The sequence below is a fragment of the Lysobacter sp. Soil_C_15 genome, assembly GCF_057657315.1.
In genome coordinates this window covers 58,420-83,592 of the sequence record NZ_JBDGIR010000001.1, presented here as the reverse complement: position 1 = coordinate 83,592, position 25,173 = coordinate 58,420, and the positions used below count along the sequence as shown (strand labels likewise).

The window sequence follows — 25,173 nt, the reverse complement described above, 5'->3', positions numbered from 1 at the left end:
TCGGGCGCGCCGGCCGTACCGGTCAGCCAAGGAATCTGCCAGGAGGTCGTATGAACGTGCATCGGTTCGTTCGTGTCGAAAGTGCTGGAGATGAGGCGCCGCGGAGCGCGCCGGCAGCGGAGCCGGCGGCCGCGCGCAAGCGGACCAAGCTGGTGATCCAGATTCCCTGTCGCGACGAAGCCGATCAGTTGCCGGCTACCCTGGCCGCGCTGCCGGCCAGTTTGCCGGGGGTGGACGACGTCGAGTGGCTGGTCATCGACGACGGCTCCAGCGACGGTACCGCCGCCGTCGCCGCGGCGCACGGCGCGCATACCGTGCTGCGCCTGAGCGAACACCACGGTCTGGCGCGGGCGTTCGCAGCCGGACTGGAACTGGCCTGCCGGCGCGGAGCGGACATCATCGTCAATGTCGATGGCGACAATCAGTACGACGCCCGCGCGATACCGGCCCTGGTCGGCGAAATCCTGGACGGTCGGGCCGACATTGTGGTCGGCTGCCGGCCGATCGACCGCATCGCGCATTTTTCCTGGCTCAAGAAGCGGCTGCAGCGGCTGGGCAGCCGGGTCGTGCGGGCCGCGGCCGGGGTGCGCATCGAAGACGCGACCAGCGGCTTTCGCGCGTACAGCCGCGAGGCGGCGATCAGGCTCAACGTGTACTCGCGATACACCTACACGCTGGAAACCCTGATCCAGGCCGGACAGACCGGACTTCGCGTCGGCGCGGTCGCGGTGGAGGTCAATCCTCCGACCCGGCCCTCGCGCCTGATCCGCAGCATTCCCGCCTATGTGGGCCGATCGGTGCTGGCGATCCTGCGCGCCTGCCTCACCTACCGGCCGCTCGAGTTCTTCCTGTTGCCGGCCGCAGTGGGCGCGCTGAGCGGCGCGGCCATCGGCGCCGCGTTCGTGGCCGACTACCTGCGCGGCGACGGCGAGGGACACATACAGTCGCTGATTCTCGCGGCGGTGTTGATTCTCGGCGCCGGCGTGGCTGCGACGATCGGCCTGCTCGCCCATCAAATGGCGGTCAACCGGCGTCTGCTCGAGGAGCTGCAGCAAGACGGGCGACGCAGAGAGTGGCGCGCCGGTCCGTGAGCGAGATCTGGTATCTGACCCGCAAGTTCCCGCCCAGCCGCGGCGGCATGCAACGGTTGAGCTTCCATATCGCCGATGAACTGCGCGGGCGCACGCCGACCACGGTGCTGAAGTGGGGGCGCAGCCAGTGGGGCGCGCCCCTGTACCTGGCCTGGGCGGCGATGCGCCTGGGATGGGGCCTGTGCCGGCGCAAGGTGCGGGTGCTGCTGCTGGGCGATCCGGCGCTCAGCCTGCTGGCCTGGCCGGCGCGCTGGGCCGGCGTGCCGACCGCGGTGGTGGTGCACGGCCTGGACATCCTTTACCCGGCGCGTTGGTACCAACGCTATCTGGGCTCGGCTTTCGATCATCGCTTCGACCGCTACATCTGCATCAGCCGCTATGTCCGCCAGCAACTGCGCGAGCGGGGCATCGCCGACGAGCGCTGCACGTTGATCCATCCCGGGGTGAGCGTGGTGCCGGCCGGCGATCCGCCGTCCGACCCGCAGTCGCCCAGGCGCCTGTTGATTCTCGGTCGGCTGGTCCGGCGCAAGGGCGCCCTGTGGTTCGTGCGCGAAGTGATGCCGCGCCTGGTCGCCGCGGCGCTGCCGATCCGGCTGGACATCGTCGGCGACGGACCGGACCGGGCGGCGCTGGCGGCCGCCATCGCCGAGCTGCGCCTGCAAGCCCGGGTGACGGTGCATGGCGAAGTGGACGAGTCGATCAAACTCGACCTGCTGGCGCGCAGCGACCTGGTGTTGATGCCGAACATTCCGGCCGAGGGCGACCCGGAAGGCTTCGGCCTGGTCGCCCTGGAGGCGGCGGTCGGCGCGCGGTACGTGTTGGCCTCGGATCTGGAAGGTCTGCGCGACGCGATCGAGCCGCCGCACAACGGCCGCCTGCTGCCGGATAGCGATCCGGCGGCGTGGTGCGCGGCGATCGCCGGAGTGTGCGCGGATCGCGAACGACTGCGCGCGCTGGGGCGTCAGGCGCGCTCGTTCGTCGTCCTCCGCCACTCCTGGGCGGACATGGGACGGCGCTACCAGGAATGCCTCGATGCGCTGGCCTGAAGCGTCGCGGCGCTGCGCACGCTGGTTCGGGCTGGCGTTGGGCCTGGGCGCGCTGGTTTGGGTCGCAGTCCAGGCCGTCGGAAACGGCGCGGATGCTGCCAGAACGTGGCAGGAACTGGCCTCGGGCCGGTTCGCCGCCGCGGTCGCCTGGTGCCTGCTCAGCCAGATCCTGTTTGCGCTGGCCTGGCATGTGCTCGCGCACGGCCGCTGGCGCAAGTCGGGCGTCGTCGCCGACGTACTGCGGTGGGCGCAAAGCCTGCCCGGCAAGTATCTGCCGGGCAAGATCTGGCAGGGCGTGGCCCGCGGCGCGCTGTACGCCGAAGACGGCCGCGCCGGCCCTGCGTTGTTGCTGTTCCTGCGCGAGCAATGCCTGTCGCTGGGCCTGTGCGCCGCGCTTGCCGCGATGTATGCGCCAGCGGCGCTGCCGGCCCGCACCGGCGCGTGGTTGCAGTCGGGCCTGCTGTGCGTCGCGCTGGGTTTGACGGCGGCTGGCGTGTGGCGGCGGTGGCCGACCGCGTGGCTGACGCGGCTGCGGCCGTCGTGGCGCGGCTGGGAGCGCGACCGGCCGCCGTACCGCGCGATCGCCTGGGCCTGGGTCGTGCAGGGCGGCGCCTACGCCGCGTTGTGCGCCGGATTCGTCAGCCTGGCCTGGGATGTCGAACCGTCCATGGCCTTGCTGCAAGCCGCAGCCGCGATGTGCCTGGCCGGTCTGGCGGGCGTTGCCGCGGTGTTCGTGCCGGCCGGACTGGGCGTGCGCGAGGCTGGATTGGTATGGGGCTTGGCGCCGCTGATCGGCGTCGCCGAGGCCGCCGCCCTGGCCTTGTTCTGGCGGGTGGCGGTGACTTCCGCCGAGGTGGCGTTCGCCGGCGCGGGATTTGTCGTGCCGCTGCTGCAGCGCCGCTAGTGCGGGTCCCGGACGGTGCCGGGACCCGCGATGGACGCTCAGAACTCCTCGACCCCGGAATGGCCGACGAACAGCGGCGGATTGGAGCCGTTGCCGCTTTCGCAGGTCAACGAGTACGACAGCAACAGGGCCAGCAGCGCGCGCGACTCCACCTTGAGTATCCACAGGCCGTTGGTGCCGTCGTTGCGGGTGCTGCGTTCGCCCAGATAGACCTTCTGGAACGAACTGATGTCGTTGCCGCCGGCGACGACATTGCCTTGCGGATCTTCCAGGCGCATCTCCAACTGCGAGGCGTTGGCGCCGTTGATCCGGCACTGCACCCAGTCGGGGTGCTGCAAGTACAGGCCGAACCGGTCCTGGCCGCTGATCAGGCCCAGCACCGAGCCCAAGGCGCTGGTCGTCGACAGGCCGACCTTCTTGGTGCGCAAGTCGCCCGGATCGCTTTCCTTGGCCAGACGGAAATCGCCGTCGAAACGTTGATTCTCCTGCAGCGTGCAATAGGCGACGAAGCCCGGGTTGGAGCCGGCCGTGGTCTCCTCGAACACCGCCTGCACGTTCTCGTAGTCGCCGGCCGGCGCGCCGACCTGGCTGTGCACGTCGAGGAAGCGCAGGGTCTCGTTGGCGCTGAGGCTGGTCACCTGTTGGCTGCCCAGCAGCGCGCCGCTGGCCGAGCGCAGCGACCAGGTCACCTGGACTGGCTCGCCGAGGGAGCCGATGAAGCAGTTGGACTGATAGCCGGGAGCCGCGGCCTGGCGACGCAAGCCGGCGACGATCGACGGACTCGCGCCGCCGCCGGTCAGCGAGCCGATCTTGAAGCCTTCCACCGAATAGCCGGCGCCGGTGAAGGACTGCACGCGCGCGTAAGCCGAAATCGGTACCGTGGTGGCGCTTTGTTCGGTCAGCGACAGCTGGCCGTAATTGCTCGACGAGCTTGGGGTGATGCCGCACAGCGTCGCCAACGAACCCTCGACCACGGCGCCGGGTGCGACGCTGAGCGTGGTGCAGAGGCGAGGGCCGGGCAAGGGGGTTCCGGTCGCGCCGAAGTATTCGACGCGCACGCTGGCGTTGGTGGTGCCGGCGTTGCGGACATAGATCGTCGATACATAACTGGTGCTGCTGACGACCAATGGCATACGGACCGTGGTGCCATAGCCGTCGCTGCTTTGCGCGAGCGCGTTGCCGGCCCAGAGCGCGGCAGCCAGCAGACAGTACTTGTAGGCTTTCATTCGCATCCTCTCCTGTCCTTCATCCTGTCCATTCGTGGCCGTGGGCGAAACCCACGGGTCGTTGCTCCACCGAAGCGCCGCCTGCCGGCGCCCGGTCCTGCCCGCATCGCCGCCGGATCGGAAGCGTTATTGGTTCAACAGCGATTCGGGAAAGGGCTTGGTGCCGTCGAGCACGGCAGCGATATCGGCGCGACTGACGCCGTAGATCTGGGATACGGCGTCGGGATGCTTGCGCATCTGCGCCAGCAATTCCTGCTTGAGCTGCTCGCGCGCGCCGGAAGAGAGGACCAGCCCCTGGTTGTAGACGATCTCGTGCGGCTTCCCGTCCGGCCCGATGTAGGTCCGCGGCGGCTGCGCCTGCGGCGCCGCGCTGCGGACGCGTTCGGCCAGCGCGGCCTGGGCCGGGGGAACGACGGAACCGATCGGTTCGATCGCGGAAGGCGCGGTCGTGCCGTCCGCAGTCGGCGCGCCGGCGCGCGGCTCGGCCGGCGAGGGCGAGCCGGCCGTGGGCTTGTCGGCGGAGAGCGGAGAACGGAGGGGCTGGGTCAGAAAAAGTACGGCCGCCAATGCGATGGAAACGGCCAACAGCACGCGTACCCGCGTCGATGCCATGAGGTGCTCCTGTCTGAACGACGATTGCTGCTCGCGGCGCATTGTGCGCGCGAGTTCCAATACGGATCCGCAGACTTAAGTACGTTTCAGCTTTTATCGTTTCGGCAAAACTAAGAACGTGATCGGGCCGGGAAAAGCGGCCTGAACGCGAACGGTCGTGCCGAGTACTGGAGACGCGCGCCAATGTGAATTGAGCGGTATGTCGCGCGCCGGTCCGACGCGGCCTGAGACCGCCGCGACGCGCTTCGCGACGCGCCCGTAACGGCGGCTCGAGTCGACGGATAGAAAGAGTGAGCGAGCGTGAGTCGCGCGATGGCATCGGTGAGCTCGCGCGTTTTCTGGCGCATGCGATTCTCCGCCGTGGAAGCGCGTGTGGGCGGGCATGCGATAGAGATCGACGCGGACGGAGTGATCGCAACGGTGCGCGGATGTCGCGACCGAGCGACTGCAGCAGGGCGATACGCTGCGCTTTTCCATTGGTCCGGCGTCGCCAGTACGGCGACGGTGATTTCGTCTGCGCGCTGCGTACGGTCAGTCTTCCTGCCATCGGCCCTTGCTGGGAGAGCGCTGGCATCGAGGCGCTGATCGACGCAAGCCAGAATGCGATCGTCGCCCATGACAAAGGCGCCCCGAACCGTTCTATGCCGAGCAAGCGACCGAGAACCAAGCGCGCGTCAGACAGTGACGCCGCTGAAGTCGCCGTCGTCTGTCGTCATGGCCTCCAACCGGCTATCGGCGTTGGTGGGCGAGCGTGTTCGAAGAATCGAGCGGCGACGCGACGCGCCGATCGCAGCGCCTCGCTCGACGAGGCCGGTTCCGGCGACGGACCGGTTTCGCCCGCTGGTCACGCGGTTATGTGCCGCAGCGCCCTCCTTGGTGCAGATCAAAACGTGACCGATGGCGTGTTAGTTTTGCGAACCATGCACGTCATCAGGGGGCGTATGAAAGCACACATCATGTCGGCGGCGGCCGCGATCCTGTTCCTTGCCGGTACCGGTGCCGGCCATGCGGCGAAGAAGCCGCAGCCCGCGCCCGAGGCCTATCGCGGCCAGGCCGGCGAGGACGCCGCCAAGTCGTTGCTGCAGCTGGCGCTGGTGCAAGCGGGCAAGAACGGCAGCTGGGAGCGGATCGGCGCCGGCCGGGTTTATTACCTCGGTGGGCTGAAGCCGCAAGGGCAGGCCGTGTTCGACGCCATTCTCGGCGGCAAGCACGAAGACAGCGACGTGTACCGCATTGCCCGGGTGTACGCCGAGGCCGGCGAATGGGACAAGGCCAAGCCCTTGTTCGAGCGCTTCCTCGCCAACAACCACGACGACGCCAGGGCGCTGGCCGAAGTGGGGGCGAACTACCTGTTGCAGGGCGATCGCGCGACTGCCGAGCGCCTGTTCGACCGGGCCTTCGAACTGGAAGGCAAGGACCCGTGGCTGACTCAGTACGTCGCCGGCGCCTATCTCGGCGTGAGGCCGCAGGAATAAGCCAGTTACTGGCTTGAAAGGCCGCGGGGCGGGCGATGGCCCGCCTCGCACTGCGCTTACAACTCGTGGGTCCAGCCGCCGCGCGCCTTCAGCCGGCGGTGGAAATCGGCCGCCAAGTCGGCCAGTTTGACCGCGCCGAAGCGGGCCAGGACGGTGGCTTCGGCCTCGGCCAGGGCCGATTCGATGCGCTCGTTGACGGCTTGTTCGACCAGGCACTTGGGTTTGCGGTCGGCGACGCCGATCGCGAACAGGCTGGGGCTGCCGAGGGCGCGGTGGACGTCGAGCAGGCTGATCTCGGACAGCGCCCGCGCCAGCACCCAGCCGCCGCCGGGGCCGCGCTCGGCGGCGACGATGCCGTGCTCGCGCAGGCCGGCCAGGGTGCGGCGGACCACGGTGGGATTGGTGCCGAGCATGCCGGCGATGGTCTCGGAGGTCGCGCGCTGCTCGTGGCTGTCCATATGCACCAGCACGTGCAGCATCCGCGACAGGCGGCTGTCGAGTCTCATGGGGGCTCGTCGGGTCGGGTCCGGTTAAATCATATCATCTGAAGTTGCATATCGCCTCGGCGCGCCTTATATTGGCTCTTCAATTGTTACGAATTGGAGATCCGCCATGGGTATCGAGGGTTCGGACTACGAAGTGGTGGTGGTCGGCGGCAGCTTCGCCGGCCTGTCGGCGGCGCTGATGCTGGCGCGGGCGCGCAAGCGGGTGCTGGTGATCGACGCCGGGCGGCCGCGCAACCGCTTCGCCGCGCATTCGCACGGGGTGCTGGGGCACGACGGCAAGACGCCGCAGGACCTGCTCGGCGAGGCGTTGACGCAGTTGATGGCGTACCCGAGCGTGAGCCTGAAGCAGGCGATCGCGACCACGGCCGAACGCACGGCGACGGGGTTCGTCCTGGGCCTGGATTCCGGCGCGCGAGTGTCGGCGCGCAAGCTGGTGCTGGCGACCGGGGTGCGCGACGTGCCGCCGGACTTGCCCGGCTTGCGCGAGCGTTGGGGCCGCAGCGTGCTGCATTGTCCCTATTGCCACGGTTTCGAGTACGCCGGCCGGCCGCTCGGCGTGCTCGCCACCGGCGATGTCAGCCTGCACCAGGCGATGCTGATTCCGGAGTGGGGGCCGACCACCTATTTCACCCAGCAACTGACCGACCCCGATGCCGAGACGCGCCGGCAGTTGCAGGCGCTGGGCGTGCGGATCGAGCCGGCGCCGGTGGTCGCCCTGCGCGGCGAAGGCCAGGCCCTGGCCGAGGCGGTGCTCGCCGACGGCCGCGCTTTGCCGGTGGAAGCGATGTTCGTCGCGCCGCGGATCGAGCCGGTCGGCGACCTGGCGCAGCAACTGGGCTGCGAGTTCGCCGACGGCCTGCTCGGGCCCTATCTGAAGGTCGACGAGCTCAAGCGCACTTCGGTGCCGGGCGTGTTCGCCGCCGGCGACCTGGCCGCGCCGATGCACAGCGCGGCGCTGGCCTTGGCGGCCGGCGCGATGGCGGGGTTGAGCGCGCACCGCTCCCTGCTCGAGGAACGCCCGGGGTTGCTGGCGGCCTAGGCCGTTGTTCACGCAGCCTGCGCTGGTTCGTTGAAGAAGGCGTCCCTTACGCGAACACGAGGCTGCGATGTCCTGGGTACCCCAAGCGGAAGATATGGCGCTGTACGATGCGGCGCGCGAGGAAATGCTGGGGCTGCGGATTCCGCTGTTCCTGCAGCCGGACGGCGTCAACGAACGGATGTTCGTCGCCGCTTTCGACGGCACCGGCAACGACGTCGCCCAGCAGCCGGACGCGCCGACCAATATCGCGTTGATCGCGCGCCAGATCGAGGTGCGCGACGATCCGCGCATCGTGACCTCCTACCTGGCCGGGCCGGGTACCCAGAGCAAACGCGCCGAACGCATCCGCGACACCCTGTATGGCTCGACCTACGGCGCCCGCATCGAGGAGATGTACGACCGTTTCGTCCGCCAGGCCAAGCGCTGGATCGAGGAGGACGCCAGCGCCAAGATCCGCCTGGTGACGATCGGCTTCAGCCGCGGCGCGGTGCAGGCGGCCGGCTTCGCGGTGATGGTCGGCGAGCGCGGCGTGACCACCGGTAAGGGCGTGCAACTGCGTGCGCCGGCCGACGTGCCGCAGGCGATCGGCCTGTTCGACCCGGTCGCCACCGGCACGCCGCAGGAGAAGGACCGGCGCCTGCCGTCGACGGTGGTGTCCGGTTTTCAGCTGCAGTCGCGCGACGAGGAGCGCAAGGAATTTCCGCTTAATCCGATCCTGCCGCCGGGGTTGAGCGAGAACGGCCGCTTCCTGTCGGTGGTGCTGCCCGGCTCGCATTCCGACGTCGGCGGCGGCTATGCCGGCGGCGGCCTGGAAGCGCAGGCCGGCGATCTGATGATCGACTACCTCAATGGTCTGAGCGAGGTGCCGTTCCTGGCCCGGCGCAGCGTGCCGCTGGACGATCCGAGCAATATCGCCCACCAGGAAGACCTGATTCCCGTGCCCGGCGGTTGGCGCCGCAAAAAGGGCAACCGCCAGCTCGATAGCGGACGCGACAAGGACCTGGCGCCGCCGAGCATGTACCGCAACGGCAAGCTGACCTGGTGGGGCAAGCCGCGCGTGCAGGACCGCAAGTACATCTACCACACCGGCGCCTGGCCGCTGGAAGGCGAGCGGCGCAACGACACCAAGGCCGGCCTGAGCTATCGCCATATCGATCCGTTCCGCGGCCCGCCGGTGGTGGCGCCGCGCCGGCGCCGCGGCGACGCGGTCGACCTGCTGCTGCAGAGCATGCAGAAGGCGGCGACGTTGCGCGACGAGAACGGCCTGGTGAACCTGTTCGATGGCGACCGAGCGCGACTGGCCGCCTATGCCGCGGCGATCGCGGCTGCATCCGGCATGACCCGTATCGACCGGATGCGCCTGGAGGGGGCGGACCAGATGGTGATCGAACAGACCGTCGGCGACGACGGCGCGGCCGGCTTCAGCCTGAGCAACGCGGTGCAGACGCCGGTGGAAGAAAGCCGCGAGGTCCTGCAGGACATGCTGGGCGCTTGATCGCGGTCGGGGCGGTGCCGCTGTGGCTTAGTCGATCGGCTTACGCCGCCAGCGCCTCGTCGCTGGGGCCGAACAACTCGTAATGGATGCGTTCGCCCGGCACGCCGGCCTGGGCGACTGCCCGATCGCCCCGGCCTGCGGCCTGCCCGGGATCCTGGCCCAGGCCACCCGCGCCTTCTTCCAGGTGCTGGACCGCGCTACACCCTGGTCGATCTGTTGGGCAAGCGCCGCGCGCTGGCGCAGTTGTTCGGTGCCTCTTGAGGGGGCGGGACTCGGGACTGGGGACTCGGGACTCGGTGTTCTACGGCAAAAGCCGAGCCGAAAGCGCCTTAGATTTTGCGAGTCCCGAGTCCCGAGTCCCGAGTCCCGAGTCCCCAGTCCCCAGTCCCAATCCCCGCCAAAAGACCTAGTACCACCGACATGCTGCCGCGCCGCGGCGGCCGTGGGATCATGCGGGCCTCGCGCAGGCGGCGTGCCCGCGCATGTCCCGTCCGCGATCCGGAACCGTCCCCGATGCTGCGCTCGCTCGCCTGCGCCCTAGTGCTGCTGTTGTCCGCCTCGCCGGCGGCCGCCGCGGCGATGAACGAATCGCTGGACATGACGGTGCCGCAGGCGCCGGCGCCGTTCCGGGTCGAGGGACGGCAGCGGCTGATGTACGAGCTGCATCTGACCAACTTCAGCGCCGAGCCGGTGCGTCTGCAGCGGGTCGAAGCGCTGGACCGCGACGGCGGTGCGGTGCTGGCGAGTTTCGGGGGCGAGCAGTTGAGCGCGCGACGGCAGTCGATCGGCCAGGCCGCGGGCATTGATGCGGCCGTGCGGCCCGGCGAGCGCGTGGTGGTGTTCGTCGAATTCGACTTGCCGGCGGGGGCTGCGCCGCCGGCGGGGTTGCGCCACCGCATCGGCCTGCTCGGCGAGCGCGGAGAAGACGAGGTCGAGGGCGCGCCGGTCGCGGTCGCGCCGGCTTCGACGCTGCTGCTCGGGCCGCCTTTGCGCGGCGGACCGTGGGCGGCGGTCCACGCGCCGCAATGGCCGCGCGGCCACCGGCGCGTGTTCTACACCCTCGACGGGCGCGCCCGCCTGCCCGGCCGGCATGCGATCGACTGGGTCGCGGTGGACAGCGCCGGGCGCCGCGCCCGCGGCGATGCGGACCGTGCGGCCAACTCGCTGGGCTACGGCGCCGACGTGCTGGCGGTGGCCGACGCCCAGGTGGTCGCGGCGCGCGACGGCATCGGCGAGAGCGCGACGCTCTCCGGTCGGCGCAAGCATCCGCTGGACCAGGCGCCCGGCAACTACCTGGTGCTGGCGCTGGCCGACGGCCGCTACGCGACGTACGAACATCTGCGTCCCGGCAGCCTGCGTGTGCGCGTCGGCGAGCGGGTGCGGCGCGGCCAGACCATCGCCGCGCTCGGCTTCACCGGCGACTCCACCGGCCCGCATCTGCACTTCCATGTCGCCGACGGCGCTCGGCCGCTGGCCTCGGAAGGGCTGCCGTTCGAGTTCGAACGCTTCGAGCGGCTCGGCGCTTATCCGCAGATCGACCGGCTCGGCCGCGAGCGCTGGCAGGCGCCGGCGGCCGACGCCGCGCAGGAACGCCGCGGCGAGGCGCCGGCCTCCAACAGCGTGGTGATGTTCGCCGAATAGCGGCGCCGCGGACCGGTCCGCTTCGAGCCGCTCTGTTTCGAGCCGCTCTGTTTCGGGCGGGCCTACTTCGAGCCGGCCCGTTTCGAGCCGACCCGTTTCGAGCCGGCCCGTTTCGAACCGGCCCGTTTCGAACCGGCCTGTTTCGAGCCGGGCTGTTTCGGGCAGGCCTGCTTCAAGCCGGCCTGCCTCGGGCCGGCGTCGTCAGCGCCGCGCCTCGACGATCATCGCGTGCGGGCAGTGCAGGTAGTTGCGCCAGAACTCGCTCGGCTGCAGGTCGCGACCGCTGTCGGCCAGCACCGGCGCATGCCAGCGCAGTGCGGCGAAGCCGGCGTCGGCGAAGGCGCGTTCGTGCGCCGCGCGCGACCAATAAAACGCGTCCAGGTCGAGCACGTGACCGCCGAACCAGGCGTGCAGGTGCACCGGCGCGCCTTCGTACAGGTCCGGCGGCGCGCTGAGCTCCATGCCGTAATGGCGGTACCAGCCGCGATCGCGCGAGAACTCCGGGTTGAGCACCGCGGCGACGAAGCGGTCGCCCGGCGCCGACAAGGCGTGATAGGCGGTGCGGCAGATCGAAGTCAGCCCGTCCAGGGTCGGCGCGTAGGGCAGCACGTAGATCGCCGTGACCAGGTCGAAGCGCTCGCCGAGGTCGTCGGCGACCGTGTCCGGCGCGCGGGTCGCGTCGCGCCAGCGGTAGCCGATGCCGAGCGGGCTGCGGTCCTCGCGCTGGCGGGCGTAGTCGATCATGCCCTCGGACACGTCCAGGCCGACCACCCGGCGCGCGCCGCGCTGGGCGATGGCGCGGGTGTACAGACCGCTGCCGCAGCCCAGGTCGAGCACGCGCAGGCCGCCAGTGTCGCCGAGCACCTGCAGGAAACTGTGCATCTCGATGTGTTTGCGGAACGGCATTTGCTCGATGCTGTCTTCGTAGGCATCGGCCAGGGCGTCGAATTGGCTGTCGGCGTGATTCATGAGCGCAGTCCTCGCGATTACCAGGCCACCGGCAGGCTGACCGGGCGGATGAAGAGAATGTTGCGCTCCCAGGGGATCTCGTTCGGCGGCAAGGCCAGGGCGAGGCTGGGAAAGCGCGCGAACAGCAGGCGATAGGCCGACTCCAGGAACACCCGGGTCAGCGACGAGCCCAGGCAGAAATGCGGGCCGCTGCCGAAGGTGGCGGTGCCGTCGGTGTCGCGGTGGATGTCGAACTTTTCCGGATGCCGGTAGTACTTCGGGTCCCAGGTGACGCCGAGCATGGTCGCGCACACCGCTTCGCCGCGGCGGATCAGGCCGTCGCCGACTTCGACGTCCTCGGTCGCCACCCGCGGCAGGCCGAGCACGCCGTTGTGGTGATAGCGCAACACTTCCTCGACCGCGCGCGGCCACAGCGTCGGGTCTTCGATGCATTGGCGCAGCTGTTGCGGATGCACGAACAAGGTCAGCAGGCCGGTCGACAGCGGCGGGATCAGCGGCTCGGATCCGGTCACGAACAGGTAGCAGACCGTGCCCAGCAGTTCCTGCTCGCTGATCGTGCCCTCGCGCTCGGCCTGGATCAGCGCGCCGATCGGGTCCTCGTGCTGCGGCCTGCTGCGGCGCAGTTCGATCATCTGGCGCGCGAAGTCGATCACCTTGGCCGTGGCCTGGGCGACTTCGGCGGCGCTGGCTTCGTAGTTGGTCTGGGTATGGAAGTACTCCAGGTACTGGGCGCGGAACTCGACCGGTACCTGCAGGATTTCGCAATTGCTGTGCAGGGGCAGCAGGTTGGAATAGGCCTGCATCAGGTCGACCGGATTGCTGCCGACGGCCATCGCATCGAGCAGGGCCTGGGCATGGCGTTCGATCAAGGGCCGATAGCGCTCGGCGCCGGCGCGGGTATAGAACGGGCCGATCACGTGCCGCACCCGGGTGTGGTCGGGCGGATCGAGGTTGAAGATGCCGCCGGGCACGGCGGTGAAGTCCTCGCCGACGAAACGCGGCGCGCCGTGGAAGGTCAGGTTGCGCGAGAAACGCCGGTCGCTGAGCACCAGCGCGATGTCCTGCTTGCGCGTCAGCATCCAGGCCGGCGTGCCGCTGGGCAGGCGGATCGGGCACAGCGGCCGGTGCTTGCGCGCCCAGGCGATGGTCTGCGGCGGCGTGCCGAGCGGGCCGATCGGGAACGGGTAATCGATCAGTTCGGTTTGTTGACCAAGGGGTTGGCTCATGGCGGCGGCGCTCACGGCAGGTGGTGGAAGCTGACGTAGCCCTGGCCGCGATGGCGCGGCAGGATCTCGTTGCGCTCGAGCAGGTCGTGGACCAGGGCGATCGGGCGCGGATAGACGAACACCGAGCTGTCGGCGGCGAAGATGGTCGGGCTGTCGAGGAAGAACGGCAGTTCGGCCAGGGCGTACTGCGCCGCCTGTCGCAGGGCCAGCGCCGGCGCGGCCGTTTCGCCGACGGCACTGGCCCGGACCGCGGCGGTGGCGGCGCGGTCGCAGGCCTGGCGCAACCAGGGCTGGCTGCGGTAGCGCTGCTCCAGGCTGCGGCGCAGATCGAAATAGGCGTTGCGCTCCTGCAGCCGGGTCCAGGTATGCACGCGGGTTTCGGCGTCGCCGATGCCGTGTTCGCGCAGTTGCCTGACGGCGTTGTTGCGCAGGCCGTTGAGCGCGCGGCGCAGCCGGCGCGCGGCGTCGAGCGGATGCATGCCGGCGGCGACCAGGGTGTGGATGGCCTCGTAGCCGGGCAGCAGCACGTCGATGCGGCGGAAGCGGCCGACGCCCCAGCCGATCAGGCGCTGCACTGTATGCGGGTTGAACGCGCCGTTGAACGGGCTCAGGCCGATCACGGCGTGTTCGCCGGCATCCAGTAGCGCGCGGCAACGCGCGGTGTAAGGCTGCGCCTGCGCCGACTCCGGCGGCGAGGCGGCTACGGCGGCGGGATCGGTGCTCATCAGTTGCATCGCGGCGACTCCGGTGGCGGAAGGGCGAAAGCGACGGCGAAGATCGATGGCCAGGGCGATGCGAAGGCGACGGACGCCGTCGCTTGCACGGCTTGCGCCGCGCTGCGCAGGTACCGATTCGGGGAGCGAACGCCGCCGGCGTCATCGGTCGGCGAGCGTCGTGTCGGACTGAGCCCCTGACTTCGTTCGGCGCACAAACTACCCGCGCGAACCGCGCCGAACCGTGATTGAAATCGCCGGATCGCGCACGTCGATAGTGTGCTATCTGACTGAATTCAGCCAGAAGTGAGCGTCGGTGATCGGCCATCGCGAAGCGTCGCGCGAAAGCCGATAGGCATCACTGCTATCGCGAAAGCGTCGCTCGCGGCGCGCGGATTTGCGCGCCGCGACGCAGCTTCGCCGTGCGCCAGTGTCCGCAACCGGCGAATTCATCGACGGGCGCCGCTAATGCAGCGTGCCCATCCTGGCGATGCACAGCCCGGCGGCTTCCTTGAGAAAGCGGCCGCTGCGGCGCAGGGCGCGCGGCGAAGGCCGCCACGGCGGCAGCGCATCGCCGAGCGGCGTTGCCGCGGTGGCGACGCCTTGCACGCGCCAGCCGGCGCGTTCGAATGCCAGCGCTGCGCGCGGCATGTGCTCGGGCGAGGTCACCAGGATGATCGAGTTCCAGCCGCGGCCTTCGCCGATCGCGCGGCTCAGGCGCGCGTTGGCGGCGGTGTTGCGGCTGCGGCTTTCCAGTACCAGGGCCGAAGCCGGCACGCCGAAGCCGCGGATCGAGTCGGCCATGCGCTGCGCTTCGCTGCCGCCGGGAGTGTGCGCGGTCGGACCGCCGCTGAGCAGCAGCTGCGGCGCCAGGCCGCGCCGCCACAGCCGCGCGCCGAGCGCGAGACGGTTGCCGGCTAGGTCCGAAGCGCCCGCATCGCCCTGTGCGTACTGATCGGCGCGGCCGATGTCGCCGCCGAGCACGACGATGGCATCGGCGCGCCGCGCCTGGGTTTCGCTCACGCCCGGGTAACCGCGCGCGAGCAGCGCGGCGAGACCGTCGGCGGCCGCCGGCAGCGACCACCACAGCGACCACAGCGGTGCGATCAGCAGCAAGGCCCAGGCGCTGCGCCGCCAGCGCAGCGCGGCGGCGAGCAGGCCCAGCGCCGCCAGGCACAGCGAGCCGTGGAAGGGCTCGGCCGGCCAGCGCAGCAGCTCGCTCAACCCGCTCATCGCCTCACTTCGAGGCGCGCAGCAGGCCGCCGGTGTCGTCGTCGAGCAGACGGCTCAGCGCGTCGGTCATCAGCGTCGCCTGGCGGTCGCGCGAATAGGCCGGTGCCGCGGCCAGGCTGGCTTCGCGCAGGCGGCGCATGCGTTCGGGATCGGCGGCCAGGTCGCGGATCGCCTCGGCCATCGCCGCGCCGTCTTCGGGCGCCACGCACACGCCGCAGCCGGTGCTTTCGACGATCCGGGTGGCCTCGCCGCGCGGCAGCGACATCAGCGCCGGAATGCCCATGCCCATGCCTTCGAACAGCTTGGATGGGATCACGCTGCTGAACACCGGCGTGTCGCGCAGCGGGATCAGCGACAGGTCGCACAGGCTCCACAGCCGCGGCATCATTTGCTTGGGCTGGCGCGGAATCATGCGCACGTTGTCCAGGCCGCGCTCGGCGACCAGTTGCTCGACGCGGGCGCGTTCGGCGCCGCTGCCGGCGAAGAAGAAGGCGATGCGCGGCTCGTCGCGCAGGCGTTCGACCGCGTCGAGCACCTTCTCCAGGCCGTGGGCCATGCCGTGGGTGCCGAGATAGCCGACCACGAAGCGCCCGTCCAGGTCGTACTGGCGCGCCAGCTCCTCGTCGCGCGGACTTGGGCGATAGCGCTGCAGGTCGACGCCGTTGAGCACGACGTGGATCTTGCCGGCGTCGACGCCGCGCTGGATCAGCTCGTCGCGGAAGCTCTGGGTCACCGGCACGATCGCGTCGGCGCTGCGGTAAAGGAACATCTCCAGCTTTTCCAGCACCCGGATCGCCGGGCTGCGCTGCATCGCGCCGACCGCGGTGATCGAAGCCGGCCACAGGTCGCGCAGCTCGAACACGAACGGGCGCCGGCGCAGCCGCGCCAGGGCCCAGCCGCCGAGCGCGCAGAAGAACTGCGGCGACGTCGCCACCACCACGTCGTGGCGGCGTTCGAACAGGCCGAAGCCGACCGAAGCGGCCATGAAGCTGAGGTAGTCCAGGGTGCGCTTGGCGAAGCCTTCGTTGGCGGTGATGTAGGTCTTGACCCGGACCACGCGGATGCCGTCGACGGTTTCCACGCTGCGCCAGGCGTTGCGGTAGCCCGGGAACAGCTTGCCTTCGGGGAAGTTCGGCGCGCAGGTGATCACGGTCACCTCGTGCCCGGCGCGGACCCAGCGCACCGCGTGCTCGTAGGTGCGGGTGGCCGGCGCGTTGCCTTCCGGCGGGAAATTGTCCGTGAGAAACAGGATGCGCATGAGGGCTCAACTGGTCCAGGTGAACACGATGGCGGCGCTGCCCGGGTCGCGCGGCAGGGCCAGTTCGAGCACGTCGCAGGCCTCGCTGCGGCCGAAGCCGGCGTGGTAGGTGCTGGCGGCGACGTTCGCGCTCAGGTCCTCGGGATCGCTGCGCCAGCGCAGCGCCTCGATCCCTTCGCCGGCGATGCGCGCCGCGCCGATGCGCAGCCCCGGCGGGGTGCGGTAGCGGGCGATCGCGCGGGCGAAGCCGCCTTCGATCCGGTCTTCCACCCGCAGTTGGTCCTCCTGCAGGCGCCAGCGCCGGTAATGCACCGCGCGGCCGGGCAGGCGCTTGTAGCCGTCGTGGCCGGCTTCCAACCAGACGCCGCCGCTGTCCTGGCCATGGCTGATCGCCAGCGGCATCGCCCGGCGGGCGACCCGGAAACTGCTCCAGACTTCGGAGGAGTCCTGGTCGTCGATCTGCACCGTGTTGTGCGCGGCGGTGCCGCGCTGCCACAGGCGCTCGGCGCCGGTGTCGTAGCGCGAGGTGCCGGCGTTGACCAGCACCCGGCGTCCGCGCAGCGACAGTTCGAAGCTCAGGGTGTCGGCGTGGGCGTGGCCGGGCAGATAGTTCGGGCCGACCTCGCCGATATCGGCGATCAGCACCGCGTCGCCGTACTGCAGGCGCGCGTAGCCGGACTCGGGCAGCAGCTGCAGGGATTCGCCGGAACGCTCGGGCGGATCCAGTCCCAGCGTGCGCGCGTAATCCTGCAGCGGCGCCAGCTCGGGAGCGATGCCATGGGCGGCGTCGTTGAAGAAGGCGATGCCGCCGTCGGGGTGGGTCATCACCGCGAGCCAGCCGAGCATCGCGGTGGCGCGCGCGCGCCACAGCTCCAGGTCTTCGCGCGACACCGCCGGGGCGTAGCGCTCGCCGAGCTGGATCAGGTCGAGCAGATCCTCGAGCAGGGTGGCGTGGTACATCGGGCTGCGTTCGAAATGGCCGCCGTCGGCGAGGATCTGCTCGCCGATCTCGCGGCGCATGCCGCGCAGGCCGATGCCGAGCCAGCGCGCGCCTTCCTCGCCGTCGAAGAACAGCCCGGCGAACAGCAGCGCCTTGTAGTTGGCCCACAGATGATTGCCGAGCAGGTGCCGTTCCAGGCGCCCGGCCAGGTAGCGGGTCTGCGCCGCCAGGCTGTCGAGCAGCTCGCGCCGCGCGGCTTCGTCGCCGGTCGCGTGGCCGGACAGCAGCCACTTGATCCAGTTGACGATGCGCAGCGACAGGCAATACGGCTCCCAGCCGTTGCCGGTACCGGGCGGATTGGCGGCGATCCAACTGCGCACCAGTTCCAGGTGCCAGCCGGCGCGCAGGGGCGCGCCGTCGGCGACCAGGTCGTCGAAGTAATGCAGGTTGTACAGCCACAGCTTGGGCAGGGCGCGGTCGTTCCAGTCGCCGTTGCGCAGGCCGTGTTCGGCGTTGAGGAAACGGAACCGGTTCGGACCCAGCATCGAGGCCGCGCGCGCGCAGCCCTGCCACTGGCCCCGCGCCGGCATCGGCGGCGGCGCGGGCGACAGGTCGATGCGCGGCCGATGCAGCCGGTGCCAGGCGCGGCCGTAGATCTGCACCGGGCGCAGATGGCGCACGGTGTGCCACAGCCGCAGAGCGCGCGCCGAGGCGTTCATGCGCGAACCGCAGCGTCCAGTTCGATGGTCGCGCGGGCGACCTCGAACAACTGCTCGGCCGGGATCGGCGATTCGGCGCGCCCCTTGACCGCGGCCATGAAGGCCTGGGCGCAGTCGTTCTGGCCCTTGTCCTGGCGCCACAGGTTCATCGACTTGAAGCCCGGCCAGCCGTAGCCCCTGAGGCGGCGGAAGTTGTCCAACTGCAGCACGCGGCCGGCGGCGAACACTTCCAGGCGTTCCTTGGGGAAGCTCTTGTCGCCGTTGGCCAGGTAATGCACGGTGCCGAAGGAGCCGTCGGCGAAGCTGAGGCTGAAGCTGACCCGGTCGCTGCGGATGCCGACGCCGGGTACGTTGCCGACCGCGGTCAGCTGGTGGCCGACGATCGGCGTGCCGGCGAGGAAGCGCAACAGGTCGACGAAGTGGCAGGCCTCGCCGATCAGGCGACCGCCGCCGGCCTTCGGGTCCTGGGTCCAGTGGTCGGCCGGAATCGCGCCGGCGTTGACCGTCATGATGAAGCTCTTGGGTTCCTGCACCCCGGCCAGCAGCGCGTGCATCTTTCGCACCTGCGGAGCGAAGCGGCGGTTGAAGCCGACCATCAGCACCGGCGGACGGCCATAGACCGCGCAATCGGCATAGGCCTTTTCGATCTCGGCCAACTCGTCCAGGGTCAGGCACAGCGGCTTTTCGACGAACACGTGCTTGCCCTGGCGCAGCGCCTTGGTGGTGAGCGCGGCATGGCTGCCGTGTTGGGTGGCGATCACCACCGAATCGTTGCCGCTGTCGCGCAGGGTCGCGTCGGTGTCGGTGCTGGCGTTGCGGAAGCCGAACTTGCGGCCGAAATGGACGCTGCTGACTCCGCCGCTGGAGACGACCGTGTGCAGCGACGCGCCGGCCTTGGCGAAGGCGGGGATCAGCACCCGGCCGGCGTAGTTGCCGGCGCCGATGAAGGCGACCGAACCGTTGCCGACGGTGGTCGGCGCCGCCGGTGCCTGCACCGCGGTCGGCAGCGGCACGGTGCGGCGCAGCGGCGTGGCCAGCGCATCGTCGGGGCGGCCGTAGTCGAGCAGGATGCCGAGCGAGGGCTCGGCGCCGCCGAGCACCGCGTAGGCCTGCTCGGCTTCGGCGATGGCGTAGCGATGGCTGACCAGCGGCCGGGTCTGGATCGAGCCGGCCGCCATCATGTCGAGCATGGCCTCGAAGTTGCGCTGCTCGGTCCAGCGCACGAATGCGACCGGATAGTCGTTGCCGCGTTCTTCGTAGGACGGATCGTAGCGGCCCGGGCCGTAGGAGCAGGAGACCTGGAAGCTCAGTTCCTTCTCGTAGAAGTCGGCGCGCGACAGCTCCAGGCCGGTGACCCCGACCAGGACGATGCGGCCGCGCTTGCGGCACATGTGCGCGGCCTGCGAGACCGGCTCGTTGCTCTTGGTCGAGGCGGTGATCAGCACCGCGTCGACGCCGCGGCCGCGCGAGAAGGTCTGCGCGGCCGAGACCGGATCTTCGCCCTTGGACAGGTCGACGGTGTCGGCGCCGTAGCTGCGCGCCAGGGCCAGCTTGGCCGGGTCGAAATCGATGCCGAGCACGCGGCAGCCGTGCGCGCGCAGCAACTGCACGGTGATCAGGCCGATCAGGCCCAGGCCGGTCACCACCACCGCCTCGCCCAGGGTCGGCTGGACCAGGCGGATCCCCTGCAGGGCGATCGCGCCGAGCACGGTGAACGAGGCGGCCTCGTCGTCGACGCCGTCGGGAATGCGCGCGCACAGATTGGCCGGCACCGCGACCACTTCGGCGTGCTTGCCGTTGGAAGCGACCCGGTCGCCGACCTCGAAGCCGTTGACCCCGGCGCCGACGCCGATCACCGTGCCGACGTTGCAGTAGCCCAGCGGCAGCGGCTGGTCGAGCTTGCTGCGCACCGCGTCGATGGTGGTGGCCAAGCCGTCGGTGCGGACCTTCTCCAGCACCATGCGCACCTTGTCCGGCTGCTGGCGCGCCTTCTGCAGCATGTTGGCCTTGCCGAACTCGACCAGCATGCGTTCGGTGCCGGCCGAGACCAGGGTGGTGCCGGTGCGGATCAGCAGATGGCCGGGCTTGAGCGCCGGGACCGGGACGTCGACGACTTCGGTGCTGCCGTCGCGCAGATTTTGCAGGACCTGTTGCATGGTGGTTCCAGTACGAAGGGGGAAGGTGGGGCGTCGCGGCGGGGCAGGCGGCGGCGCGTTATCGGTCGGTTCGGCTCGATGCGCGGTCTCAGCGGGCGCGGCTCAGGCCGGCGCACTCGGCGATGACCCGCGCCATCGCGGTGTCCCAGGCCTCGTAGCGCAGGGTGCGCAAGCCGGCGCGGCGCCGTTCCAGCGCCTGCGGGTCGGCGGCGATGCGCAGCAGCTCCTCGGCCAGCACCCGGCCGTCGCCGTAGTCGCACAGGAAGCAGGCGCCGGCGGCCTCGAACGGCTGCGAGGTGTCCAGGCCGGGATTGGTCACGAACGGGATCTGCAGCGCCGCGCAGTCGAACCACTTGTTCGGTTCGGCCAGGCGGTTGATCTCCAGCGACGGGTCGTAGAAGGCCAGCACCAGGTCGGCGCTGAGCAGCAGGGCCAGCGCGTCCTCGTTGCTGACGATGCCGCGGTAGCGCTCGCCGAGCAGTTCGGCCAGGCGCTTGGCGTCCTCGCCGAGCAGGCGCCCGGCGGCGACGAATTCGATCCGGTCGCCGGCCGCTTCGACCGCTTCGCGCATCATCCTGGCGCCGCGCTCGGGCGAGATCAGGCCGCTGATCAGCACCCGCAGGCGGCCGTCGCGCGGCGGCATGCTCGCGACCAGGCCGCGCGCGCGCTGGATCACGTCGCTGTGCGGGGTGTTGCGGACGATGCGGATGTTGCCGCCGTCGCCGTCGACCGCGCGCGACGCGCCCGGCACCACGTGCAGGGTGGCGCGGCGGCCGACGAATCGTTCGATCGCCTCGATCGCGCGCTTGACCGGGCTCGGCCAGGCATAGCTCTTCGACAGCTTGTCGCGGTCCAGGAACACGTACTGGCAATCGCGCACGCTGGCGACCAGGGCGCAGGGCAGGGCCGCGTCCAGGCGCGAGCAGAAGTACACCCCGGCGCGCGGCTGGACGAATACGCGCAGGGTCAGCCAGGCCACCCACAGCGCATAGCCGATCGCGTTGACCGCGCCGCCGCCCCAGGAGCCGAAGCTCAGCAGCACCTTGACCTTGGGCAGCTCGGCGGCCTGCTTGTCGCGGCTCCAGATCCAGAATTCGTACGGGATCGCCGCCGCATCCAACACCTGCGACAGCTTGCTGAGGTAAGGATTCTTCAGGTAGGGATTGCCCTGGCCGAGGATGATCGCGTTCATGCCGTCACCCCGCGCATGCGGATCGGACGATTGCCCAGCCAGGTGACCGCGAACAACAGCAGCACGGTGATGAAGTAACGGCTCCAGCCGCCGAGCAGTTCCATATACAGAAATCCGGAAGAGAACATGAAGATCGAGAAGCTGTAGACGACCACGCCGACCGGCGTGACCTCGCGCCGTCGCGCGTAGAGATTGCGGATCGCCGCCAGGCAGGCGCCGTTGGCCAGGCCGAACAGCACCAGGCCGAGCAGGCCGAAGTTCATGTAGCCCTCGGTCGGCAGGCCGGTGGTGTAGGAGGTCAGCTTTTCGCCGTCGAGGGTGTAGCTGCCGGGGTAGATCATGTTGCGCAGCGCCGGGCCGCCGCCGAACGGCTTGTCCGGCCAGAACGCGCGCGGGATCGGATTGAGCGCGGCGGCGACCACGGTGGCGCCGTAGACCGGGTCCCAGTCGCGTTCGTGCTGGGCCAGCCAGATCAGGTTCTCGGCGTTGCCGAAGGCGCCGTTGAGGCCGTACACCAGCAACTGCACCGGGCCCTCGCTGGTCACGCTGGAGGCGTCGGCGCTGTCCAGGGTGGTGCGGATCTTGGCCCAGGCCGACAGGCCCAGGGCGATCGCCAGCATCACCGGCAGCAGCATCAGCGCGCGGCTGATCCGGCCCTTGAAGATCGACAGCGAGGCGAACAGCACGATCGCGATCAGGATGAAGACGAAGTTGCGGTTGCCCATGGCGACGAAGGCCACCGCGACCAGCAGCACCACGCCGCCGATCGGCAGCAGCCGCCAGCGCGACATCGGCCGGCTCGAGGTGCGCCGCGAAGCGAAGTAGTCGGTGACCAGGATCGCGGCGTAGCAGATCGCGGCGAACGCCAGCACCACCGCCGGGCCCATGCCGCGGCGGATCATGATCCGGTCCTTCATGTAGTCGGCCAGGTCGTAGGCCGAGACCGTGCGGGCCAGATACAGCACCGCGCACATCGCCGGAATGCCGACCAGCACCAGCACCCGGCGCCGCTCGCGCTTGGTCAGCGCGCGCACTTGCGGCAGCGCCGGCCGCGCGCCGCCGCCGGCGAGCAGGTAGCCGCCGATCCCGGACAGGCAGAACACCAGCGAGAACAGCAGGGCGAACAGTTTGGCGTCGAAGGAGTAGTAGAACGGGTAGGTCTGCACCTGCTGCAGGTCCTTCAGCCACGGGATGAAGCCATAGATGAAGGCCACGGTGAGGACGAAGGCCAGGATCGGGTTGACGAACAGGCGATCGAACCGGCCGCCGATGCGCGCGAACGCCAGCAGTCCCAGGCTCATGAAGAAGATGACGTAGAGCGTCGCCAAACCGGTCCGGCCTCCCTCAGTCCTGCTCGGTGATGTCGCGGCGGAAGATCTCGCGCGCGGGGTTGCCGGCGTAGACGGCGAAATCCGGCACGTCCTCGGCCAGCACCGCGCCGGCGCCGACGATCGCGCCGCGGCCGATCCGGCGTACCCGCGGCAGCACGGTCGCGCCGGCGCCGATCCAGGCGTAGTCCTCGATATGCAGCGGCGAGAATTCGATCGGGTTGCGGTGCCAGTTGGCGTGGCCGCGCCGCACCACGTGGTTGTGGGTGAAGACCTTGGCGCCTTCCGACACCGCGACGTGGTCGCCGATGCGCACTCCGCCGGAGTAGTCGATGTAGCTGTCGGCGCCGAGCTCGACGCCGCGGCCGAAGGCGATCGAGGCGCTGTCGCTGCGATGCGCGGCCACCACCATCACCCGGTCGGACACGCTCATCCCCGCGGCGCGGAAATGCCAGGCGTAGATGCGCGTGCGCAGTCCGCGCAGCCCCGGCAGGCCGAAGGCCGACAGGGTGCGGGCGATCACGTAGGCGGTCTTGGACAAGGACGACATGCGCGCCTCAGCCGGCCCGGACCTGGTCGGGATAGAGCTTGGCCACGTACTCGGTCACCGAGCCGACGATCTGGCCGGGACTTCCGACCACGATGCTCAGCGGCGGGATCTTGCCGCGCACCACACTGCCGGCGCCGATGATGCAGCCCGGGCCGATGTCGGCGCCGGGCATGATGATCGAGCCGGTGCCGACGAAGCTGTAACGGCCGATCGAGACCGGCTTGACCCGGATCTCGGGGCGCTCGAAGCGTACGCCCAGCTCTTTGGCCGCGGTATTGATCGCCGCGTCGTGGGTCAGGATGCGCACGTTGCTGGAGATGGTGCAGCCCTCGCCGAGCCGGATCAGCGAATAGTCGGTGCCGTCGAACCAGATCTTGGCCGACAGGTAGTTGGGCATGCCGTCGATCTGCGCGCCCTCCGACTTCAGGTACCAGGTGAACATGCGCGTGACCAGGCCCGGCTTGATCAGCCAGCCGACCCGGATCGCGCCGAGGATCACGGACTTCTTCAGCAGACGTACGACTCTCATGGATTACTCCGGGCCACCGCTTTGAAGCGCAGCTCGTTGCGGTTGAACAAAGCGAAGGTCAGCAATTGCAGGATCGATGCGACGAAATAGGCCTGGGCCAGGCCGGTCGCGCCGCCGTGCAGGCGCAGGGCGATCGCGGCGGCGGCCAGCAGGACGACGCAGAACACCGCGTTGCCGGCCAGCAGGATGCCGGGACGGCCGTCGGCGGTGGCCTTGCGCATCAGGATCGTGGTCGGTGCGGTCGCCACCACCGAGGCCAGCAACCACTGCAGCGGCTCGGTCGAGCCGGCGTAGTCCGGAGCGAAGGCGTGGATCAGCGGCGGCGCGGCGAGGCCGGCGAGCAGGGCGATGCCGCCGGTGACCGCGATCAGCAGCAGCATCGAATGGCGCAGCACGGTCGAGGCGCCGTCGCGGTCGCCGCGCGCCAGCGCCGCCGACAGCATCGGCAGGGCCGCGTTGGCGACCACGCCGATTCCGAACAGCAGGATCGAGCGGGCCTGGTTGCCGAGGGCGAAGTTGCCCAGGTCGACCGCGCCGTCGGCGGTGTGCGACAGCATCACCATCACGATCCACATCGCCGGCACGGTCAGCAGGCCGGCCAGCGACGAAGGCAGGCCCAGCTTCCACAGCACCGCCCAGTCCTCGCGCCGGGTCGCGCGCCAGGACAGGCGCAGGCCGTGCTCGCGGCGATAGCGGCGCAGGCTGCGTTCCTGGCCGATCGCGATCACCGCCTGCGAGGCGATGTAGCCGTACACCGCCCAGTGCAGGTCGTGGCGCATCGCCGCCAGCACCATGATCGCGAACGCGATCGGGGCGCTGGCGATGTTGGCGTAGGCCTGCTCCTTGACCCGGTGCAGGGCCAGGGCGACGCCGTTCTGGATCGCGGTGACGAAGCCGGCCAGCACCAGGATGCTGGCGCTGGCGTAGACCGGGGTCAGCGCCGCGGTGTGGCCGACCTGGCGCGACAGCAGCGGCGACAGGGCTACGATCAACACCGCGAAGCCGAGGGCGATCAGCAGCGCCGAGCCGTACGACACCGACAACGCCACCTGCAGCCGCTCGCGCGGGCCGTCCACCGCCTCGGCGACGATCTTGGTCGCCATCTGGCCCAGGCTGAGGGCGCAGAAGGTGGTGAACAGCAGCGCGGTGGTCTGGATCAGGGTGAACTGACCGAAGGCCTCCGGCCCCAGGAAGTAGGCGATCAGCAGCACGCCGGCGAAGATCGCGCCGCGCGAGGCCATGGCGCTGATCGCCGAGAGGCTGGCGGTGGTGATCAGTCTGCGGATCATCGGACTTCGGTCATGTCGGTGCGGGCGGCCGGCGCC

22 protein-coding genes are annotated in these 25,173 nt (G+C 70.0%); 7 read left to right on the top strand and 15 right to left on the bottom strand.

The window, feature by feature from the left end:
* Nucleotides 1-152 precede the first annotated feature (152 nt).
* Genes AC3A57_RS00385 through AC3A57_RS00375 form a run of 3 tightly spaced genes read left to right on the top strand, consistent with a single transcriptional unit; the run spans nt 153 to nt 3,041 of the window.
* Nucleotides 153-1,091: a glycosyltransferase family 2 protein gene (locus tag AC3A57_RS00385; RefSeq protein ID WP_487577055.1), complete on the top strand. Its 939-nt coding sequence runs from the start codon at nt 153-155 to the stop codon at nt 1,089-1,091.
* Nucleotides 1,088-2,137, top strand: a complete 1,050-nt coding sequence (locus tag AC3A57_RS00380; protein WP_487577054.1) for a glycosyltransferase family 4 protein — start codon at nt 1,088-1,090, stop codon at nt 2,135-2,137. Before AC3A57_RS00385 ends, AC3A57_RS00380 begins: the two co-directional genes overlap by 4 nt.
* Nucleotides 2,124-3,041 carry a lysylphosphatidylglycerol synthase domain-containing protein gene (locus AC3A57_RS00375; RefSeq protein WP_487577053.1) on the top strand — a complete coding sequence of 306 codons (918 nt, stop codon included), beginning with the start codon at nt 2,124-2,126 and terminating at the stop codon, nt 3,039-3,041. Before AC3A57_RS00380 ends, AC3A57_RS00375 begins: the two co-directional genes overlap by 14 nt.
* A gap of 38 nt (nt 3,042-3,079) precedes the next feature.
* Here the strand turns inward: AC3A57_RS00375 and AC3A57_RS00370 are convergent, their stop codons facing one another.
* Together AC3A57_RS00370 and AC3A57_RS00365 are read right to left on the bottom strand one after the other, a co-directional pair.
* Nucleotides 3,080-4,267 (bottom strand): hypothetical protein, encoded by a 1,188-nt coding sequence (locus AC3A57_RS00370; RefSeq protein ID WP_487577052.1) that lies wholly within the window; start codon nt 4,265-4,267, stop codon nt 3,080-3,082.
* A 126-nt stretch (nt 4,268-4,393) separates the two neighbouring features.
* The gene (locus AC3A57_RS00365; protein WP_487577051.1) at nt 4,394-4,939 is read right to left on the bottom strand and encodes a hypothetical protein; all 546 of its coding nucleotides are present in this window, start codon (nt 4,937-4,939) and stop codon (nt 4,394-4,396) included.
* A 368-nt stretch (nt 4,940-5,307) separates the two neighbouring features.
* Here AC3A57_RS00365 and AC3A57_RS00360 point away from each other — a divergent pair, with 368 nt between their 5' ends.
* Nucleotides 5,308-6,354 carry a tetratricopeptide repeat protein gene (locus AC3A57_RS00360; protein ID WP_487577050.1) on the top strand — a complete coding sequence of 349 codons (1,047 nt, stop codon included), beginning with the start codon at nt 5,308-5,310 and terminating at the stop codon, nt 6,352-6,354.
* 56 nt (nt 6,355-6,410) lie between these two features.
* Here AC3A57_RS00360 and AC3A57_RS00355 read toward each other — a convergent pair whose 3' ends face one another.
* Nucleotides 6,411-6,860: an Rrf2 family transcriptional regulator gene (locus AC3A57_RS00355; RefSeq protein ID WP_487577049.1), complete on the bottom strand. Its 450-nt coding sequence runs from the start codon at nt 6,858-6,860 to the stop codon at nt 6,411-6,413.
* Nucleotides 6,861-6,966: 106 nt separating this feature from the next.
* Here AC3A57_RS00355 and AC3A57_RS00350 point away from each other — a divergent pair, with 106 nt between their 5' ends.
* From AC3A57_RS00350 to AC3A57_RS00340, 3 genes are all read left to right on the top strand, one after another.
* Nucleotides 6,967-7,899, top strand: a complete 933-nt coding sequence (locus AC3A57_RS00350; RefSeq protein WP_487577048.1) for an NAD(P)/FAD-dependent oxidoreductase — start codon at nt 6,967-6,969, stop codon at nt 7,897-7,899.
* A 67-nt stretch (nt 7,900-7,966) separates the two neighbouring features.
* Nucleotides 7,967-9,394, top strand: coding sequence for a phospholipase effector Tle1 domain-containing protein (locus tag AC3A57_RS00345; RefSeq protein WP_487577047.1), 1,428 nt, complete (start codon nt 7,967-7,969; stop codon nt 9,392-9,394).
* Nucleotides 9,395-9,907: 513 nt separating this feature from the next.
* Nucleotides 9,908-11,035 (top strand): peptidoglycan DD-metalloendopeptidase family protein, encoded by a 1,128-nt coding sequence (locus AC3A57_RS00340; protein WP_487577046.1) that lies wholly within the window; start codon nt 9,908-9,910, stop codon nt 11,033-11,035.
* Nucleotides 11,036-11,236: 201 nt separating this feature from the next.
* Here the strand turns inward: AC3A57_RS00340 and AC3A57_RS00335 are convergent, their stop codons facing one another.
* From AC3A57_RS00335 to AC3A57_RS00280, 12 genes are all read right to left on the bottom strand, one after another.
* Entirely contained in the window at nt 11,237-12,004 is a 768-nt protein-coding gene (locus tag AC3A57_RS00335; RefSeq protein WP_487577045.1) for a class I SAM-dependent methyltransferase, read from the bottom strand.
* Between the two features lie 17 nt (nt 12,005-12,021).
* Nucleotides 12,022-13,230, bottom strand: coding sequence for a cytochrome P450 (locus tag AC3A57_RS00330; protein ID WP_487577044.1), 1,209 nt, complete (start codon nt 13,228-13,230; stop codon nt 12,022-12,024).
* 11 nt (nt 13,231-13,241) lie between these two features.
* Nucleotides 13,242-13,955, bottom strand: coding sequence for a tRNA-dependent cyclodipeptide synthase (locus AC3A57_RS00325; RefSeq protein WP_487577043.1), 714 nt, complete (start codon nt 13,953-13,955; stop codon nt 13,242-13,244).
* A gap of 453 nt (nt 13,956-14,408) precedes the next feature.
* Nucleotides 14,409-15,176, bottom strand: a complete 768-nt coding sequence (locus AC3A57_RS00320) for a YdcF family protein (RefSeq protein WP_487577042.1) — start codon at nt 15,174-15,176, stop codon at nt 14,409-14,411.
* 4 nt (nt 15,177-15,180) lie between these two features.
* On the bottom strand, nt 15,181-16,434 hold the full coding sequence (locus AC3A57_RS00315; RefSeq protein WP_487577041.1) for a glycosyltransferase family 4 protein: 1,254 nt from the start codon (nt 16,432-16,434) through the stop codon (nt 15,181-15,183).
* A gap of 6 nt (nt 16,435-16,440) precedes the next feature.
* On the bottom strand, nt 16,441-18,093 hold the full coding sequence (locus tag AC3A57_RS00310) for a heparinase II/III family protein (RefSeq protein WP_487577040.1): 1,653 nt from the start codon (nt 18,091-18,093) through the stop codon (nt 16,441-16,443).
* Nucleotides 18,090-20,249, bottom strand: coding sequence for a bi-domain-containing oxidoreductase (locus AC3A57_RS00305; RefSeq protein ID WP_487577039.1), 2,160 nt, complete (start codon nt 20,247-20,249; stop codon nt 18,090-18,092). The genes AC3A57_RS00310 and AC3A57_RS00305 overlap by 4 nt, the downstream gene beginning before the upstream one ends.
* 88 nt (nt 20,250-20,337) lie before the next feature.
* Nucleotides 20,338-21,441 carry a glycosyltransferase family protein gene (locus AC3A57_RS00300; RefSeq protein WP_487577038.1) on the bottom strand — a complete coding sequence of 368 codons (1,104 nt, stop codon included), beginning with the start codon at nt 21,439-21,441 and terminating at the stop codon, nt 20,338-20,340.
* A complete protein-coding gene (locus AC3A57_RS00295) occupies nt 21,438-22,769 on the bottom strand; it encodes an oligosaccharide repeat unit polymerase (protein ID WP_487577037.1) in 1,332 nt (443 codons plus the stop codon). Before AC3A57_RS00295 ends, AC3A57_RS00300 begins: the two co-directional genes overlap by 4 nt.
* A gap of 16 nt (nt 22,770-22,785) precedes the next feature.
* Nucleotides 22,786-23,319 (bottom strand): acyltransferase, encoded by a 534-nt coding sequence (locus tag AC3A57_RS00290; protein ID WP_487577036.1) that lies wholly within the window; start codon nt 23,317-23,319, stop codon nt 22,786-22,788.
* Nucleotides 23,320-23,326: 7 nt separating this feature from the next.
* Entirely contained in the window at nt 23,327-23,848 is a 522-nt protein-coding gene (locus AC3A57_RS00285) for an acyltransferase (protein WP_487577035.1), read from the bottom strand.
* Nucleotides 23,845-25,137, bottom strand: a complete 1,293-nt coding sequence (locus AC3A57_RS00280; RefSeq protein WP_487577034.1) for an oligosaccharide flippase family protein — start codon at nt 25,135-25,137, stop codon at nt 23,845-23,847. Before AC3A57_RS00280 ends, AC3A57_RS00285 begins: the two co-directional genes overlap by 4 nt.
* Nucleotides 25,138-25,173 lie beyond the last annotated feature (36 nt).